Consider the following 16244-nt stretch of genomic DNA (forward strand, 5'->3'; position numbering starts at 1 on the left):
TTATTCATTCTCATCAATCAAACCAAAAAGGCGTACCTACCACAGGCGTGGATGGGCTTGCCATATCTCGGGGTAAAATAGGCGTAGACTGATACGCCGAATGCCCAGCTTGAATTGCATTAGAAAACGCCACCGCCATTGCTACAGGGTCGCCAGATTTTGCCACTGCCGTATTTAGCAATATCGCATCATAGCCCAGCTCCATTGCTTGGCACGCTTGTGATGGCAGACCAATGCCAGCATCAACCACCAAAGGTACATTTGGAAAATATGCCCGCAAGGTTTGTAATGCCTTAGGATTTTGTAACCCTTGACCACTACCAATCGGAGCACCCCATGGCATCAACACCTCACAGCCAGCTTCCAATAACTTCTCAGCCACAATCAAATCATCGGTGGTATACGGATAGACTTGAAAGCCCTCATCACTAAGTATCTTGGCGGCTTCAACCAAAGCAAACACATCGGGTTGTAAGGTATCTTCATTGCCAATCAGCTCAAGTTTAATACGAGGGGTATCAAATAGCTCTCGTGCCATATGAGCGGTGGTCACCGCTTCTTGCACATTGCGACAGCCTGCCGTATTTGGTAAAACATAAGTACCCGTTTGTTGAATTAACTCCCAAAAGGCCTGTCCAGAGCTTTCTTGACCTTGCCCAACCCCCATCTCACGCCGTACCGATACCGTTATCATCTGCGTACCCGACTGAGTGATGGCATCGTTCAATATCTTGGGTGATGGATATTGTGCCGTACCTAATAGCAAGCGATTATCTAGCTCAAGGTCATAAAATTTTAGCTTGTCTTGTGTCATGTGTATTCCTGTTTTTTCTATTAGCGACTAACCGTTAATTGTTAACCGCTAACCACCCTGCATAGGGGCAACCACTTCAATCTGGTCACCTTCAGATAAGGTATGCTCATCACGGCTATGTTTGGCAACAAACTGCCCATTAACTGCCGTGGCAACCTTACTTGTTGGTTCATAGCCTTGTTCACGCAATAGCTCGGCTAAAGTCGTCGCCGTTGTTTGACAAGCCCGTCCGTTAAATTGAAGATTCATTGAAACTCCTCATTATTTATTTTGAAATTGCTTAATGCCGATAATATCGATTCTGCTATTTTTGAGTTAAACTTAGCTTATGAGTGTTGCCAAAGTAAAAAAAACTCATCATTATCGGGATTTTTTGCCCATCGGTATTCGATTTCATTCGCAATCGTTTGGGCTGTTTCAGTGTCATATCTATCTGCTATAAACCCCAAACTCATGTCCGTACCTGCACTAATGCCAGAAGAGGTGTAAAACTTTTCATCTACTACCCAACGAGCTTGTTCAATCCATTGCACCTTATCAGACTGAGAAATGACCCATTTCCATGATTTTTTATTTGAGGTTGCACGCTTACCATCTAATAATCCAGTTTTAGCAAGTAAAGCACTGCCAGTACAAACGCTTAACACCCAGGTAGCTTGATTGGCAAGGTTGGTTAGAGTTTGTAAAAATTTGGTATCGTCAACCAGTCGGCGTGTGCCTTGACCACCAATTACCAATAAAATATCTGTGTTTTTCGGCAAGTCTGCAATAGCAATGGTTTCTATGCGAACACCATGTTGATTACTGATAATACCACCAGTCATTGAAGCATATTGAATGTCATAATCAGTAACCCTGCCGAAGACTTCAACAGCACCAAATAAGTCTAAGGTTTCAAAATCATCGAAAGTTAATGCGGTAATTTGCATAAGTGATTCTCTTTTTAAAATAATGTCATTTATCGTTTCAGTTAACGCCTAATGCCTAACGCCAATGAAACAAAAGATGGAGATGGAATGAATGAAGGCGTTTGTTATTTCTGTTATCTTTAGCTATAGTCAAAGAACTATATTTGTGCTACGGTGTCAAACTCGCTTAATGCACTAGTTGTGCTATTTTCACTCGTTTTCCTTGTAGCACTTTTATATTTCTCTGACTATATATTTAACATGACACTCGTTGAATCAACCGATTATCCATACCATCAACAATATAGTCATGCACAATTTGTGCAAATGCGGGTGCCAGTAAATATCCATGACGATACATACCATTCACCGATAGGCGTTTGCCCTTATGCTGTCTGTCTTTATGCCCCCTACCATGGTTTGGTATCTCTTCCACAATCTGTGGTAGATTATCTGGATACGCAGGTCGCACATCCACGCCAATTTCAACAATCTCTGATTGTGAAAAGGCAGGATTCACCGCATATAATGCCGACAACAGCTCCATTACAGAACGCACCGACGCACGCTCTCGTGAGCCATTTTCTATCATTGTTGCCCCAAGCATAAACTGCTGATTTGCCCTTGGTACTAAATAAATCGGAATGCGAGGGTGAAGCAAGCGTATGGGTCGTGACAGCGTTAATTCTGGATTATACAAGTGAAGCATTTCGCCCCGAACACCCCGCAATTTATCCCGCTTTTGTCCTGTATCAGCTTTGCATGCAGTGTTATTTTGCTCTGAGTTAATGGCGTGTTTAGCAGAATACCCACGACAATCAAGCAACCAATCGCCATCTGCTTGCTCGCTACTTAGCATGGTTATTTCTTCTTCACTGAGTCTGGTATTAGTCAGGACTTGAGCTTTCTCACTGCTATTGATGCGTTTCCATAAGGCGTTTAATACCTGTCTGGGTTCAATATGCCCTTCGGTTTCATAAAACAAGCCTTCTTGATGCGATGATAAAATAGGCTCTAATTGTTGTAGTTGCTTGGCAGAAACGTGTTGCCATTGCTCAGTTTTTTGAGCAAAGTGTTTGAGCATATTTTGGTCACGACTTGGCGAGATGACAATCGTACCATTGGAGTAGTGGTCACACTCATCGGCATGGCGTTGACAAAAATCTTGCCAATATGCCATTGAAATCGGAGCAAGTTCACCTACTAGAGTTTCGGCTGATTCCATCTCACAATAAGGGGCGAGCATACCACCAGCCCACCATGAGCACAGCGACTCATCGACACCCGTACTGGCAGTAATTACTTTAATATCATGACCTGATGCGAGCAGTTTATCGGCACAGGTTAACCCAACAATGCCCGTTCCTATAATCGTTATCATTTGTTTTTATTCCAACTCATTTTCACGCTATCTTTCAACTCATCTTTCAAGCTATCATGTTGACTGATACAGTGGATAAACTCAGTTTATCCTTAATCAAATACCAAGCCACCATCAACAATCAGGTTTTGACCCGTTACTGCTCTTGCCCAAGGGCTGGCAAAGAATAAAACCGCATCTGCCAACTCTTCGGGAGTGGTTACACTGCCTAATGGCGTGTTTTGAGCAATGATGTCAAAAACCGCATCGGGTGTTGCAGAACTGGCGTCGGTGGTTCTTAGTAGTCCGCCTGATACCATATTAACGGTAATGCCTTTTTTACCAAGGTCAGCAGCCGATGTACGAGTTAATGCCAGCAATGCACCTTTTGCTGAGGTGTAATCGTGATAGGGAACGACTGGATTTTGGAATAGGTTGGTTCCTATGGTGACAATACGTCCAAACCCTGCCTGCTCCATATAAGGCACAACTGCTTGAATGCCATTTAAAGCACCGATAACAGCGGTCTTGTGCTGATTTAATAATGCCTCTTCGCTCAGCTCCAAAATCGTTGCTCGACCATCACCATTAAAACTATAATCCGCTAGGGCATTGTGAATGAAAGTCGTTGGTGTACCCAATACGTCATTTACCTTAGCAAACATTGCTTGGGTTTCATCTGCATCACGCACATCGGCTTGTATGGTCATAAAGCGTTGAGCATTGCCATCAGTGTCTGAATTGGCGGAGGCGTGTGCATTATCTATGAGTTCAGCGAGTAATTGCTCAGCTGATTCTTTACTGTTACGATAATTAATTGCCACCTTTGCACCTTGATTGGCAAAGGCTCTGGCAATCGCAGACCCCAGTCCACGTCCTGCACCTGTAACGACGACCACTTGCTTATTGATTGGCGTTTTGTTTATTGGTGTGTTATCTATTGGCGTTTTGTTTATGGATTGCGACATTTTTTATCCTTATTCACTGAATAGTTTTTTTACTAAATAATTTCTTTCTAATTTGCCAAGTTACCCAGTTGTTTTGTTGAGCTCGTTTGGCAAGTCAATGTTTGTAGTCAATTTGATTAGTCAGTTTTCGTAGTCTATTTAATCAGATGGCTCTATTAACACTGACTTATTATTCCTTATCAGTCTTTATCCTGCCCACAAAGACTGATACTGCTCATCAGTTAACGTGACAATATCAATCTCTGCCAACATCTGGCGTAGCTCTTGCCATTTAGCTTGATGAGATTCAATAGGATGAATGAATCTGCTCAAGGTGTCATCAATGATTGCATTCATCAGCTCATCGGCTTTGGTATCGCTATATTGATAATATAACTCTCGTACAGTTTCTGGTTCGGCTCGGCAAAGCTCAATCATGTCATTAGTTACCTTGATGAAACTATCAATGGCTTGCTTTTTGTCTTGATAAATCTCATCGGTGGTGATGATGTCCAGTGCAGAAAAGTTTGCAAATGGGGATGCGTGTTGGTCAATAAAGGTAAAGCTCATGCCTGCTTGCGTTGCCTCTACACCTTCAAAGTTATAAAAGCACAACCAAGCACCATCTAAGCTTGGGTCATTTTGCATATTGGTGATGTGATAAAAGTCGGCTTGTACAAACTCTACGTTGTTTTGTGACAGTTCGATGCCCTGTTGCTTTGCATAGCGGTCTAATACTTCAAAGCCTATGCGGTTGGTTTTTTCTTCGGCGGCTGGCGTGCAAATACGGATGGTTTGTTGCTCTTTTAGCTTTTGTAACACTTGCTCGCTGTTACCACGCATGAGGATACCGCCATCGGTTTCAAAGAAACAGCCTAAAGAACGCAAGTTGGGAGCATAATGCTCAAATAAATGTAAGGGTTCATTGGTGTGTAAGTCAATAGTCCGGTTATTTAACTCGGCAAAACCATCATAATGGTCATCAGGCTCAATGATGGTAAGCTCAACTCCTGCTTGTTGGTATGCCCCTGTTTTTATACCAGCGATGAAGGGAAGGTGGTCTGGGTTTAAGAACCATTCAAGGGTTAAGGTGAGTTTGGTTGGTGCGTTTGTCATAGTGTTTCCTTTATTTTAAATATTTTATTTAAATCGGAAACAATTAGACTAACAAACAAGACAAAATCAACATCCATAAATACGCAAAACGCCATCAACCTAGGTGGATAGGTGACGGTTATTTAATGCAAGTATAAAAAATGGGTGTTGTTTTATAAGATATCACGCTTGTTTCCTACGTCAGTGCTAACTGCTTCAGGTTATACGGGTATTTCTCAGCGATGACAATTTGCATAATGTCAAAGCACCCCGACAAGGTTATTAGTTGTAAAAAGTGCGCTTATCTTATACTAAACAGATGACTGTTTTCAAGACAAACTTTATTCAGATAATTTTTAGTCTCTGTCATGATATACTATCGAAATAGTTAACCAGAAAATTAAACACAGTTAAAAATGAGCGAACAAACTAAATTACGATCAAACTTTATCCAAAAACCTATCAAACGTATTGTGGTGAAAATTGGCTCATCATTGCTAACTAACAATGGTAAAGGGTTAGATCGCACCGCCATCTATGAATGGGCAAAACAAATCGCCAGCCTACAAAATAAAGGGATGGAAGTCATTATTGTCTCATCAGGCTCGATTGCAGAAGGCGTTGTGCGCATGAACCTAGATGAGCGACCTAAAAAACTGCCTGCATTGCAAGCCTGTGCTGCCATAGGGCAAATGGGGCTGATAGAAACATGGTGGTCGGCACTTATTCAATACGGCGTGCAAAGCTCACAACTATTACTCACTCATGATGAGCTTGCCAACCGCAAACGTTATCTTAATGTTGCAGGTACGTTAGAACAAATTATTGATTGGCGAGTTATCCCTGTCATTAATGAAAATGACACCATTTCTGTTGATGAAATTAAATTTGGCGATAATGATACACTTGGCGCAATGGTGGCGACTATGGCACATGCCGATTTGTACATCATTTTAACAGACCAAGAAGGCGTGTTTACTGATAACCCACGTATCAACCCCAATGCAACGATGATAAGTGAAGAACGTGCAATGGCAGATTATTTGTTTGATATTGCAGGGGATGGTGGCAAATTGGGTAGTGGGGGTATGCTTACTAAAATTCGTGCCGCGCGTTTATCTGCCATGGGTGGTTGTCCAACAGTAATCGTTAGTGGTACTGTGGAGGATGTCATCAGTCGAGTGGTTTCTGGTGAAGAATTAGGAACCTTATTAACGACAAATGAGGCAGATAAGATTATTGCCAAGAAGCAGTGGCTAGCCAGCCATCTACAAATGGCAGGTACATTGCTGGTTGATGAAGGTGCGGCTAAAGCGATTAGGCACAATAACAAAAGTTTGTTGCCTGTTGGGGTGCATAAGGTACGTGGCGACTTTGTTGCAGAAGACGTGGTTGAAATCGTCCATCAAGATACAGGTGAGCGCATTGCTGTTGGTCAAGTAAGCTATTCATCTGCCGATGCGAAGCGTATTTCTAATGCTCGTAGTGATGAAGTAGATGAAATCCTTGGTTCGCATCAAGAGAAAGTAGCAATGATACACCGTGATAAAATGGCGATTGTGGGGTAAGTCGTTTTAATTTATATTGGGTTATATATAGAGTAATTAGCCTTTTAAACTGCTAAAAGTTATAAAAATAAAGCGCTAGCTGAACAGAAGTTAAAAAATTATAAATAAGCATTGCTTAATGCTTTATTGGTTTTAACACAATCAATTTTATAGATATTAAAATAATTTTAGGAACAGAATTTTAGGAACAATGATGACACAATTTGCGCCATTAAAAAATGATAGAATCTTACGAGCAATGCGATTTGAAGAAGTCGATACGACACCAGTATGGATGATGCGCCAGGCTGGGCGCTATTTGCCAGAATACAAAGCAACAAGAGCCGAAGCGGGCGACTTTTTAAGCTTATGTAAAGATACCGCACGTGCGACCGAAGTCACCTTACAGCCATTACGTCGATTTGAGTTAGATGCTGCAATTTTATTTAGTGACATTTTAACCATACCGGATGCCATGGGCTTGGGTTTGTATTTTGAAACTGGCGAAGGTCCTAAATTTAAAAAAACAGTACGTGATGACAAAGACTTAAATGGTTTGCTGGATGTTGATGTTAATGATAGCCTAGATTATGTGATGCGCGCAGTTACCAGTATCCGTAACGAGTTAAATGGTCAAGTACCACTGTTTGGGTTTTCTGGCAGTCCTTGGACACTAGCAACCTATATGGTAGAAGGGGGCAGTAGTAAAGATTACCGACATACAAAAGAAATGTTGTATGCCCGCCCTGAGTTCCTGCATGCTTTACTAGACAAAGTGGCAACAGTTGTTACGGATTATTTGTCTGCTCAAATTAAGGCAGGAGCTCAAATTGTACAAATATTTGATAGTTGGGGTGGGGCGTTAGCGCATCGCCAGTTTGCTGAGTTTTCACATAAATATAACAAACGAATCATTAGCGAATTAAAAGCCATACACCCAGATGTACCTGTGGTGCTATTCACTAAAGGTGGTGGTTTGTGGTTATCAACACAGGACGACAGTCAGGCCGATGTATTGGGGCTAGATTGGACGATGCCAATTAGTCAGGCACGTACTATGTTAGGCAGTAATAAAGCCATTCAGGGCAATTTAGACCCTGCAACTTTATATGGCTCGCCTGAGGTTATTAGACAGCAAACTAAGTTAATGCTTGATGACGCGTATGTTAATCAGCCAAAAACAGGTTACATTGCTAATTTAGGGCATGGTATTGCCCAGTGGGTAAACCCAGACCACGCCAAAGTATTTATTGATGCGGTGCATGAGTATAAACTTTAGTGGTTTTTAGTATATTTTTTGGTTTTAACTACTTTGTATGAACATAACTTTAGATTACAGACATAATATACAGTGTTTGGTGGATAGCGTTCTTATATATAACCATTAGCCATTAAGAATAACCACAAGTTAATAAGATATGCACTTCTGCATCATACTTTATAGCTAAGGCTAAATCTCTTCCATCATTTTCAAAGTATCCTGGTAGATGAGGGTTTGTATTGTTATAGCTTTCAACTTGATATAAAAAATCAGGTTCTATGTTGTAAGCTTTCCAATCCCCTTTCTCATCAAGTATCTCGAATAAATTTGCAATCAGTTCATTGGCTTTGTTTGTGTTAATTTGTGTTCCCAGGGTACTTGCTGAAAAGAAATCCTGCTTTCCAGTTAAAAGATCAATTAACATGTCTCTTGCTAAAGATTTGCCAATTTCATCTATTGTAAGTTGTTCAACTCCATTCCATAGATTTCCCGGCTTTTGCAAAACAATAGGTGTGTTAGATGCTTTTGGAAAAATAATTTCAGAATAGTCGTTGAATTCTCTCCTCAAATCTTCTTTCACTAATTCAAAATGGAAGCTACCTGTTCTTAAGTGTTGAATTATTTCAGTCTCTACTTGTTCCTCATTTTCTGTTAAGTCCAGCGTAATCCAAAAAGAATTGGAATTTAAGGTTGTGTCCAAAGTTTCTAGAAGTATATCTATTTCTTGTGGCTTCATTTTCTAATCCTTTACAACACACATATATTATCAATGATTTCATTGTACATAAGTTATTTATCATTTTCTAATGCGTATTATCTTTCTAATCTTTATGAATCTAGTAATAATGGTAGGATTTATTCATCCATAAACCTGCAAAATTTAAAGTCTAACTGTTATAATAAAAAAAAATTAATTATTGTAGAGCAAAAAAATGAAGATAATCAAAGCAGGCATTGTTGGCGGAACTGGTTATACAGGGGTAGAGCTGGTAAGGATTTTATCAGCACACCCACAAGTAGAGTTACAATGGCTTACCTCACGTAGCGAAGCAGGCACACCGGTAGCGGATATCTTCCCAAGCTTGCGCGGAGTAACAAATTTAGTTTATCAAGACTTTGGTGATGATAATTTAAAAATGATGAGTGCTTGTGATGTGGTATTTTTTGCCACGCCACATGGGGTAGCAATGAAACAAGCCGAAGACTTGGTTAAAGCTGGCGTTAAAGTGATAGATTTAGCCGCAGATTTTCGTTTGCAGTCACTACAAGAATTTGAAACTTGGTACAATCATTCGCATGCTTGTCCAGACTTACTTAAATCGGCAGTATATGGTTTGCCAGAAGTAAACCGTAAGCGTATTGCCAACGCACAGGTAATTGGTAATCCTGGCTGTTATCCAACCACAGCTATTTTAGGGATGAAACCGATTATAGATAATCAAAACCAGACAGGAACTGCGCTGATTGATAAACGCATCGTTATTGATGCCAAATCAGGCGTATCTGGAGCAGGTCGTCAAGCAAGCCTTGCTTTAAATTATGCTGAAACAACAGATAACTTTAAAGCTTATGGCGTGGCAGGGCATCGCCACTTGCCAGAAATTGAGCAAGGTTTATCGTTAATTTTAAACAGCCAATTTGATCATAAAATCCGTTTTGTACCGCATTTAGTGCCTATGATACGTGGTATGTTGAGTACCATCCATCTTGAGCTAACGGAGCAAGGTAAGCAAGTTGATTGGCAACAAGCCTATGAAGAAGCATATCAAAATGAGGTGTTTGTAGATGTATTGCCATCAGGTAGCGTGCCGGATACCCGTAGTGTACGAGCCAGTAACAAGATGCGTATTGCCATTGTACAAAATAATGAGCGTGCAGAGTTAACAATACTGGTGGTGCAAGATAACTTGGTAAAAGGGGCAGCAGGGCAAGCGGTGCAAAATATGAATTCTTTGTTTGCTTTACCAGAAACCGTTGGACTAGAAATTGTGCCAGTAGTTCCTTAGGTGAAATTCCGTAAGTAAAGCTCCTTAAGTAAATTGTTACTGAGATACCAAAGATACTGACATTCGCAATATCAATAGCATACATTATTTATACATTTCATGATTGAAAGCGAAGAGTTTTAGCAGTATAGTGTGCGCTTGATTGTAATATACATTTAATACTTAAATTTATATAATATAGGTTCTTTTTTAAGTCAACGGTTTGATATGCTAACTAAAAATCAACAAAAAGGTGATACATTCACTGTCTTTATTCTTTTTTTGATTGCACTAATGGTAGTTGCATTATTGGTTGCTATTTTTGCTTTTCAAATAGGTTATAGCAGTGGTTTTAAAAGCATTGAATCTGAAAATGATGTTGTTATCAATGGTCAGCTGGTAACGGCACGCTCACTTGAGGCTATCGAAGAGCAAAATAAACAGTTTAAAACTGAGGCAGATGTTGCAAAGCAAGAGCGAGATATTAGCCTTGATAACTTAAAATCGTTACGTGTAAAACTAACAGACCTAGAAACAAACAATCTACAACTACAAAGAACAGTAGAAATGTTTTCTAGCAGTATTGCAAAACAAGGTGGTATCCCTTTGCAAGTGGTTGGGGCTAAAATTGAACCCTTACCAGAAAATGCATTTGAATATCGTTTTGATGTAGCAATGGTTAATGAAAATGGCGAATACACGCAATTAGTACCAAAACTTACTTTGCTAAATAACACCAGTTTTGTAAATATTCCATTATCGCCAAGTACTTATGAGATTAAAGGCATTAGCTATATTCGTGGTCGTTTTGTCATGCCCGAAGGTTTTAAACCTGTCCAGCTTAAGCTGAGTTTATCGGCAGGTGATCAAACAAAAGAGCAAATTTATAACTGGCGTTTGGGTAAAAAGAAAGCAGATATGCCAATGTCGCTATCACAAGTACCAGATGTAAATAACCGCCCAATCACTTCTGAAGATAAAAACTAACTGTTTTCTACCAAGTTAATCTCAATATAAGATAGCCAATAGAGCTATCTTTTTTTAGTATTGTGTTATTAACATGAATTTGGCATTGTAATATGCATTTAATTTGGTTAGATTATCATTGCTACTTAAAATTATCTGCGTCAATTTTTTAAACTGTAACTCTATTAAATCAAACAAAAAATATGATAAATATCAAAGACTGGCATTTCCCAAAAACAATAAACATGATGAATGTGCATGATGATACTGAGCGTGAAGAGGAAACTGATGTATTAGTGGCGGATCCAGAACTTCAAGCACCGCCAATGTACGCTGTGATTATGTATAATGATGACTACACACCAATGGAGTTTGTAGTGATGGTGTTAATGCAAGAGTTTAAACAGGCAGAAGACCAAGCGGTTGAAACCATGCTTGCAATACATCATGACGGACATGGCATTGCGGGCATTTATCCAAAAGATATTGCAGAGACGAAAGCAAAAAAATGTAATAATCTAGCCAGAAAAGAAGGCTATCCATTGTTAACGCAAATAGAGCCTTACAAAGAATAATGACACTATTTTTAATTTGGTCTTGCATACATTAGCAATGACCACTATTTAATAGTTATCCAAAATTAAAAAAGTAATAACAATTTCTATTTTAAAATAGAAGAATAAGGAATGTTTTATGTTAAGCCGGCATCTAGAAGTTTCATTAAGACTTGCTATGACAATTGCAAGACAAAATATGCATGAGTATTTAACCGTTGAGCATTTATTGCTTGCTCTGTTAGAAAATAATGATGCAGTTATGGCGCTTAAAGCTTGTGAAGTTGACTTAGCAACAGTGAGACAAAGCTTAGAAGAATACATTGAAAAACATTCACCAAAACTAGAAGATGAGTTTGAGCCGACTCCACAGCCAACCCAAAGTTTTGATCGTATTTTACAGCGTGCTATCTTCCATGTGCAATCTGTAGGGGCAGGGCGAATGGTGGAAGGCTCTGATTTGCTGGTTTCTATGTTTTCTGAACATGATACCTATGCCGTCTTCTTATTAAAAAAACATGGTGTCACACGTTTAGCGTTAACAGAATATTTATCTCACAATACCGATGGTAAACCACAAAAATTAAGCAGTGGCGAAGAAGGCAGCGCAGAGCCAGAAAGCATAGCCAAAAAAGATCCATTGCTAGAATTTACAACCAATTTAAACGATAAAGCGAAAGCAGGCAAAACAGACCCCTTGATTGGTAGAAGTGAAGAAGTTGAGCGCACGGCACAAGTTTTATGTCGTCGCCGTAAAAACAACCCACTACTTGTTGGCGAGCCTGGGGTTGGTAAAACTTCAATTGCCGAGGGTTTGGCATGGTTAATTGAAAAAGGTAAAGCCCCTAAACCGCTTGCTGGTTGTGTTATCTATAGCCTTGATATCGGCTCTTTAGTGGCAGGTACTAAATACCGTGGTGACTTTGAAAAACGCATGAAGTCTTTACTAAAGTCAATTAAAAAGAAGCCAAATGCAATTTTATTTATTGATGAAATACACATGATTATTGGTGCAGGTTCATCAATGAGTAGTAGCATGGATGCCTCTAATCTTATTAAGCCAGCTTTGGCAAACGGTGAGTTGCGTTGCATCGGTTCAACCACTTTTACTGAATATCGCCAAGTGTTTGAAAAAGACCACGCTTTGTCTCGAAGATTCCAAAAAATTGATGTCAATGAGCCAAGTGTTGCAGATAGTATTGAGATTTTACGTGGGCTTAAGTCTAAATATGAAGCATTCCATAAAGTCGAATATACGGATGCTGCTTTAGTAAGTGCGGTGGAGTTATCAGCCAAACATATTCATGAGCGTTTTTTACCAGATAAAGCGATTGATGTGATTGATGAGGCAGGTGCATACAGTCGGCTAGATACCAATACAGTCATTGGTGATGACAGCAAAGATGATCATGACCCAAGCCAAAATAGCAAGTTGCACACTTTAGATGAAACTGATTCATATAATGAAGCACTCAACAAAAATGAACAAGAAGATACCTTAACGGATAAGACCAAAGTTATTGATGTTGTGGATGTTGAAAGCATTGTTGCCAAGCTGGCACGTATCCCACCTAAGTCAGTATCTAAAGATGATAAATCAACCTTAGCAAGCTTAGAGCGAGATTTAAAACGTTTAGTATTTGGACAAGATGAAGCAATTTCAACATTAGCAGATGCCATTAAGCTATCTCGTGCTGGATTAAAAGAGCCTGAAAAGCCGATTGGCTCATTTATGTTTGCAGGACCAACAGGCGTTGGTAAAACTGAGGTCTCTAAGCAACTAGCAAACTTGTTGGGTGTTGAGTTGGTGCGTTTTGACATGTCAGAATATATGGAATCGCACACAGCCTCCCGTTTAATTGGTGCGCCACCAGGTTATGTGGGTTATGATCAAGGTGGATTATTGACAGAAAAAATTAATCAACATCCGCACTGTGTGTTATTACTCGATGAAATTGAAAAAGCACATACTGATGTTTTCAACCTGTTATTACAAGTTATGGATCATGGTACTTTAACTGATAACAATGGTCGTATAGCCAGTTTTAAACAAGTTATTTTAATCATGACGACAAATGTCGGTGCTGATAATATCAGCCGTGCTTCTATGGGCTTTACAAAACAAGACCACAGCAAAGACAATGGCGAAGCAATGAAGCGTGTATTTACGCCAGAGTTTCGTAACCGATTGGATGCCATCATCCAGTTTAATCCATTAGATACAAGCGTGATTGTATCCGTGGTTGATAAGTTCTTGGTAGAATTACAAGCGCAGCTTGATGATAAAAAAGTAACACTTGAAATTACTGATGAAGTTCGCGAATATCTTGCCGAAAAAGGCTATGACCGTTTAATGGGGGCTCGCCCTATGCAGCGTTTGATTCAGGATGAAATCAAGAAACCATTGGCGGGTATGATTTTATTTGGAGAACTTGTCGATGGCGGTACCGTTCGTATTACTTTAAACAAATCTCAAACCGATGAGTCAACAGACAATAATGACAGCCAAGTTGTGCTAACTGTGACTGAGTCTCTTAAACCACAAGAATCAAATGTTTAATTTATTTTAATAATAAACTTTTAAAATTGATAAAGAATATGGATGCGTGATGAGTAATAAATCAGCCGAAGAAAAACAAGCCATTTTAGATAAAGTGCAATTACCAAGTGATTGGAAACAAGCATTGGCTGACGAGTTAACCAGTGACAATATGGATGGTTTAAGAACCTTTTTACGTGCAGAATATGCTGATGGAAAAACCATATATCCCCCAGCAAATCAAATTTTTAATGCGTTTAACTTAACGCCTTTATCAAAAGTAAGGGTAGTGATTTTAGGACAAGACCCTTACCATGGCGCTGGGCAGGCAATGGGGTTGTCATTTTCTGTACCAAAGTCGATTCCAAAACCGCCATCATTAAACAATATTTTAAAAGAAATGGCAGATGACATCGGGACGCTATATTCAAACCATGGTGATTTAACGCATTGGGCTAAGCAAGGCGTACTTTTGTTAAACAGCTCATTGACTGTGCAAGAAGGCAATGCAGGTAGCCATCAAAAACAAGGTTGGGAGCAGTTTACCGATGCAGTGATTGATGTCGTTAATAAGCAAACGCAAAACACCGTATTTGTTTTATGGGGCAGTTATGCAAAGAAAAAAGGTAAATATATTGATGCGGATAAGCACCTGATTTTAAGTGCGGTGCATCCATCACCATTGTCTGCTAACCGTGGTGGTTTTTTTGGTACAAAACCATTTTCTCAGGCCAATCAATATTTAACTATGCACGGCAAAGATGCCATAGACTGGCAACTACCTCAATAAACTTAAAAATAATACTTGATTAAAAAAACGGCATGACACAGTTTAGTCAACATGACAAAAAATATATGAGGCAGGCACTGGAACTTGCTAAGCAAGCTGCTGAACAAGGAGAAGTACCAGTTGGTGCAGTATTAGTACAATTTGATGAGGAAGATAATGCAAAAGTTATAGGGCGAGGGTTTAATCAACCAATTGCCAAACATGATCCAACCAGTCATGCGGAGATTGTTGCACTAAGAGATGCTTGTACTAGTCTTAACAATTATCGCTTACCAGAAAACACCACTTTATATGTCAGCCTTGAGCCTTGTACAATGTGTGTGGGGGCATTGATTCATGCGCGTTTAAATCGGTTAGTTTTTGCTACAACAGAACCAAGAGCGGGCATGGTTGGTAGTCAAGCCAATTTATTAGAACAAGACTTTTATAATCATAACATTAAGGTTCAGTTCGGTTTATATGCCGATGAGTCTGCACAGATATTACGAGATTTCTTTCGTGAACGTCGCAGTATAAAAAAACACAAGCAAAAGATAAACGTAAATCAGCTACGCTTGCTTGAAAGAAACGAAACTTAACATCCTTATCCTTTATCTCATAAAATTTACAAAAAACGTTTAATAAGTATAGAGTTATTAAGCGTTTTTTGATATAATCCGCCTTTAATTTTGTTTGACAATTACATATATTTAAATCAGAGTTTTAAATGACTTCAATAAAGCAAGCGTATCCAATAATTACTATTGATGGACCAAGTGGTGCGGGTAAAGGCACAATCGCTTGGAAACTTGCAAATGCGTTAGGTTATCAACTGTTAGACTCTGGTGCTTTATATCGCATTGTTGGCTTAAAAGCACATCAAGCTAACTTGTTAAATGATGAAATTAATGAGAATGCGTTAGAAAAACTAACACAATCATTAAAAATTGAATTTATTGCGAATCAAGAAACAGGTACGATAGATATTTTGGTTAATGATGAGCAAATAGGTGCGACTATCCGCAATGAAACCGTTGGTGGATACGCATCACAAGTGGCAGTATTTCCAAAAGTACGTCAAGCACTATTAGATTTACAGCGTGATATGGCTTATCGTAGTGGCGTTATTGCCGATGGGCGTGATATGGGTACGGTGGTTTTCCCCAATGCGGTTGCCAAAGTATTCTTAACTGCTAGTGCTAAAGCACGTGCTGATAGACGTGTAGGACAATTAAAAGAATCTGGTCAGCCTGCTGATTATGACGAGATTTTGGCAAACATTAAGGCACGTGATGAGCGTGACGAAAACCGAAGTGCTTCTCCAAGTGTGCCAGCAGAAGATGCACTTGTATTGGACAGCTCGGTAATGGATATTGAGGCAGTTTATCAAGCGGTAAAAACGCACTGTCTGAATCAAGGAATTAGTTTTTCATAAGTTTTTATTAAAAAATTACAGCCTAGTTTTTTAACAAAAATTTAAAGTTTTTTATATGCAAAGT

The 16244-nt window shown here is 39.4% G+C and carries 16 protein-coding genes and 1 riboswitch; of the genes, 9 read left to right on the forward strand and 7 right to left on the reverse strand.

What is annotated here, in order from left to right:
• Positions 1 to 13: 13 nt before the first annotated feature.
• The 6 genes from VH441_RS02075 to VH441_RS02100 all read right to left on the reverse strand — a co-directional run bounded on the left by VH441_RS02075 (position 14) and on the right by VH441_RS02100 (position 5145).
• A complete protein-coding gene (locus VH441_RS02075) occupies positions 14 to 814 on the reverse strand; it encodes a thiazole synthase (protein ID WP_434353833.1) in 801 nt (266 codons plus the stop codon).
• Positions 815 to 862: 48 nt separating this feature from the next.
• The gene (gene thiS / locus VH441_RS02080; protein WP_434353834.1) at positions 863 to 1063 is read right to left on the reverse strand and encodes a sulfur carrier protein ThiS; all 201 of its coding nucleotides are present in this window, start codon (positions 1061 to 1063) and stop codon (positions 863 to 865) included.
• 77 nt (positions 1064 to 1140) lie between these two features.
• Positions 1141 to 1743, reverse strand: coding sequence for a DJ-1/PfpI family protein (locus VH441_RS02085; protein ID WP_434353835.1), 603 nt, complete (start codon positions 1741 to 1743; stop codon positions 1141 to 1143).
• A 235-nt stretch (positions 1744 to 1978) separates the two neighbouring features.
• Complete coding sequence (locus tag VH441_RS02090; RefSeq protein WP_434353836.1) at positions 1979 to 3103, reverse strand: FAD-dependent oxidoreductase; 1125 nt, start codon at positions 3101 to 3103, stop codon at positions 1979 to 1981.
• Between the two features lie 92 nt (positions 3104 to 3195).
• The gene (locus VH441_RS02095) at positions 3196 to 4050 is read right to left on the reverse strand and encodes a 3-oxoacyl-ACP reductase (RefSeq protein ID WP_434353837.1); all 855 of its coding nucleotides are present in this window, start codon (positions 4048 to 4050) and stop codon (positions 3196 to 3198) included.
• A 186-nt stretch (positions 4051 to 4236) separates the two neighbouring features.
• Positions 4237 to 5145 carry an ABC transporter substrate-binding protein gene (locus VH441_RS02100; protein ID WP_434353838.1) on the reverse strand — a complete coding sequence of 303 codons (909 nt, stop codon included), beginning with the start codon at positions 5143 to 5145 and terminating at the stop codon, positions 4237 to 4239.
• Positions 5146 to 5300: 155 nt separating this feature from the next.
• A riboswitch (TPP riboswitch) is annotated at positions 5301 to 5407 on the reverse strand.
• A gap of 133 nt (positions 5408 to 5540) precedes the next feature.
• On the opposite strand from VH441_RS02100, the gene proB reads away from it, so the two are divergent.
• Both proB and hemE read left to right on the forward strand, forming a co-directional pair.
• Positions 5541 to 6692 (forward strand): glutamate 5-kinase, encoded by a 1152-nt coding sequence (proB, locus tag VH441_RS02105; protein ID WP_434353839.1) that lies wholly within the window; start codon positions 5541 to 5543, stop codon positions 6690 to 6692.
• Between the two features lie 190 nt (positions 6693 to 6882).
• Positions 6883 to 7950, forward strand: coding sequence for a uroporphyrinogen decarboxylase (hemE, locus tag VH441_RS02110; RefSeq protein ID WP_434353840.1), 1068 nt, complete (start codon positions 6883 to 6885; stop codon positions 7948 to 7950).
• Between the two features lie 112 nt (positions 7951 to 8062).
• On the opposite strand, the gene VH441_RS02115 is transcribed toward hemE, so the two are convergent.
• Positions 8063 to 8668, reverse strand: coding sequence for a hypothetical protein (locus VH441_RS02115; RefSeq protein WP_434353841.1), 606 nt, complete (start codon positions 8666 to 8668; stop codon positions 8063 to 8065).
• A 202-nt stretch (positions 8669 to 8870) separates the two neighbouring features.
• Between VH441_RS02115 and argC the strand changes: the two genes are divergently transcribed.
• The 7 genes from argC to cmk all read left to right on the forward strand — a co-directional run bounded on the left by argC (position 8871) and on the right by cmk (position 16180).
• Positions 8871 to 9938: an N-acetyl-gamma-glutamyl-phosphate reductase gene (gene argC / locus VH441_RS02120; protein ID WP_434354339.1), complete on the forward strand. Its 1068-nt coding sequence runs from the start codon at positions 8871 to 8873 to the stop codon at positions 9936 to 9938.
• A 207-nt stretch (positions 9939 to 10145) separates the two neighbouring features.
• Positions 10146 to 10904, forward strand: a complete 759-nt coding sequence (locus VH441_RS02125; protein WP_434353842.1) for a hypothetical protein — start codon at positions 10146 to 10148, stop codon at positions 10902 to 10904.
• 182 nt (positions 10905 to 11086) lie between these two features.
• On the forward strand, positions 11087 to 11458 hold the full coding sequence (locus VH441_RS02130; protein WP_434353843.1) for an ATP-dependent Clp protease adaptor ClpS: 372 nt from the start codon (positions 11087 to 11089) through the stop codon (positions 11456 to 11458).
• A 118-nt stretch (positions 11459 to 11576) separates the two neighbouring features.
• Positions 11577 to 13997: an ATP-dependent Clp protease ATP-binding subunit ClpA gene (gene clpA, locus VH441_RS02135; protein WP_434353844.1), complete on the forward strand. Its 2421-nt coding sequence runs from the start codon at positions 11577 to 11579 to the stop codon at positions 13995 to 13997.
• Between the two features lie 49 nt (positions 13998 to 14046).
• Entirely contained in the window at positions 14047 to 14766 is a 720-nt protein-coding gene (gene ung, locus VH441_RS02140) for a uracil-DNA glycosylase (RefSeq protein WP_434353845.1), read from the forward strand.
• A gap of 32 nt (positions 14767 to 14798) precedes the next feature.
• Positions 14799 to 15344 carry a tRNA adenosine(34) deaminase TadA gene (tadA, locus tag VH441_RS02145; protein ID WP_434353846.1) on the forward strand — a complete coding sequence of 182 codons (546 nt, stop codon included), beginning with the start codon at positions 14799 to 14801 and terminating at the stop codon, positions 15342 to 15344.
• A gap of 128 nt (positions 15345 to 15472) precedes the next feature.
• The gene (cmk, locus tag VH441_RS02150) at positions 15473 to 16180 is read left to right on the forward strand and encodes a (d)CMP kinase (RefSeq protein WP_434353847.1); all 708 of its coding nucleotides are present in this window, start codon (positions 15473 to 15475) and stop codon (positions 16178 to 16180) included.
• Positions 16181 to 16244: the final 64 nt, after the last annotated feature.

This window comes from Psychrobacter sp. HD31 (assembly GCF_051097895.1).
Classification (GTDB): Bacteria; Pseudomonadota; Gammaproteobacteria; order Pseudomonadales; family Moraxellaceae; genus Psychrobacter.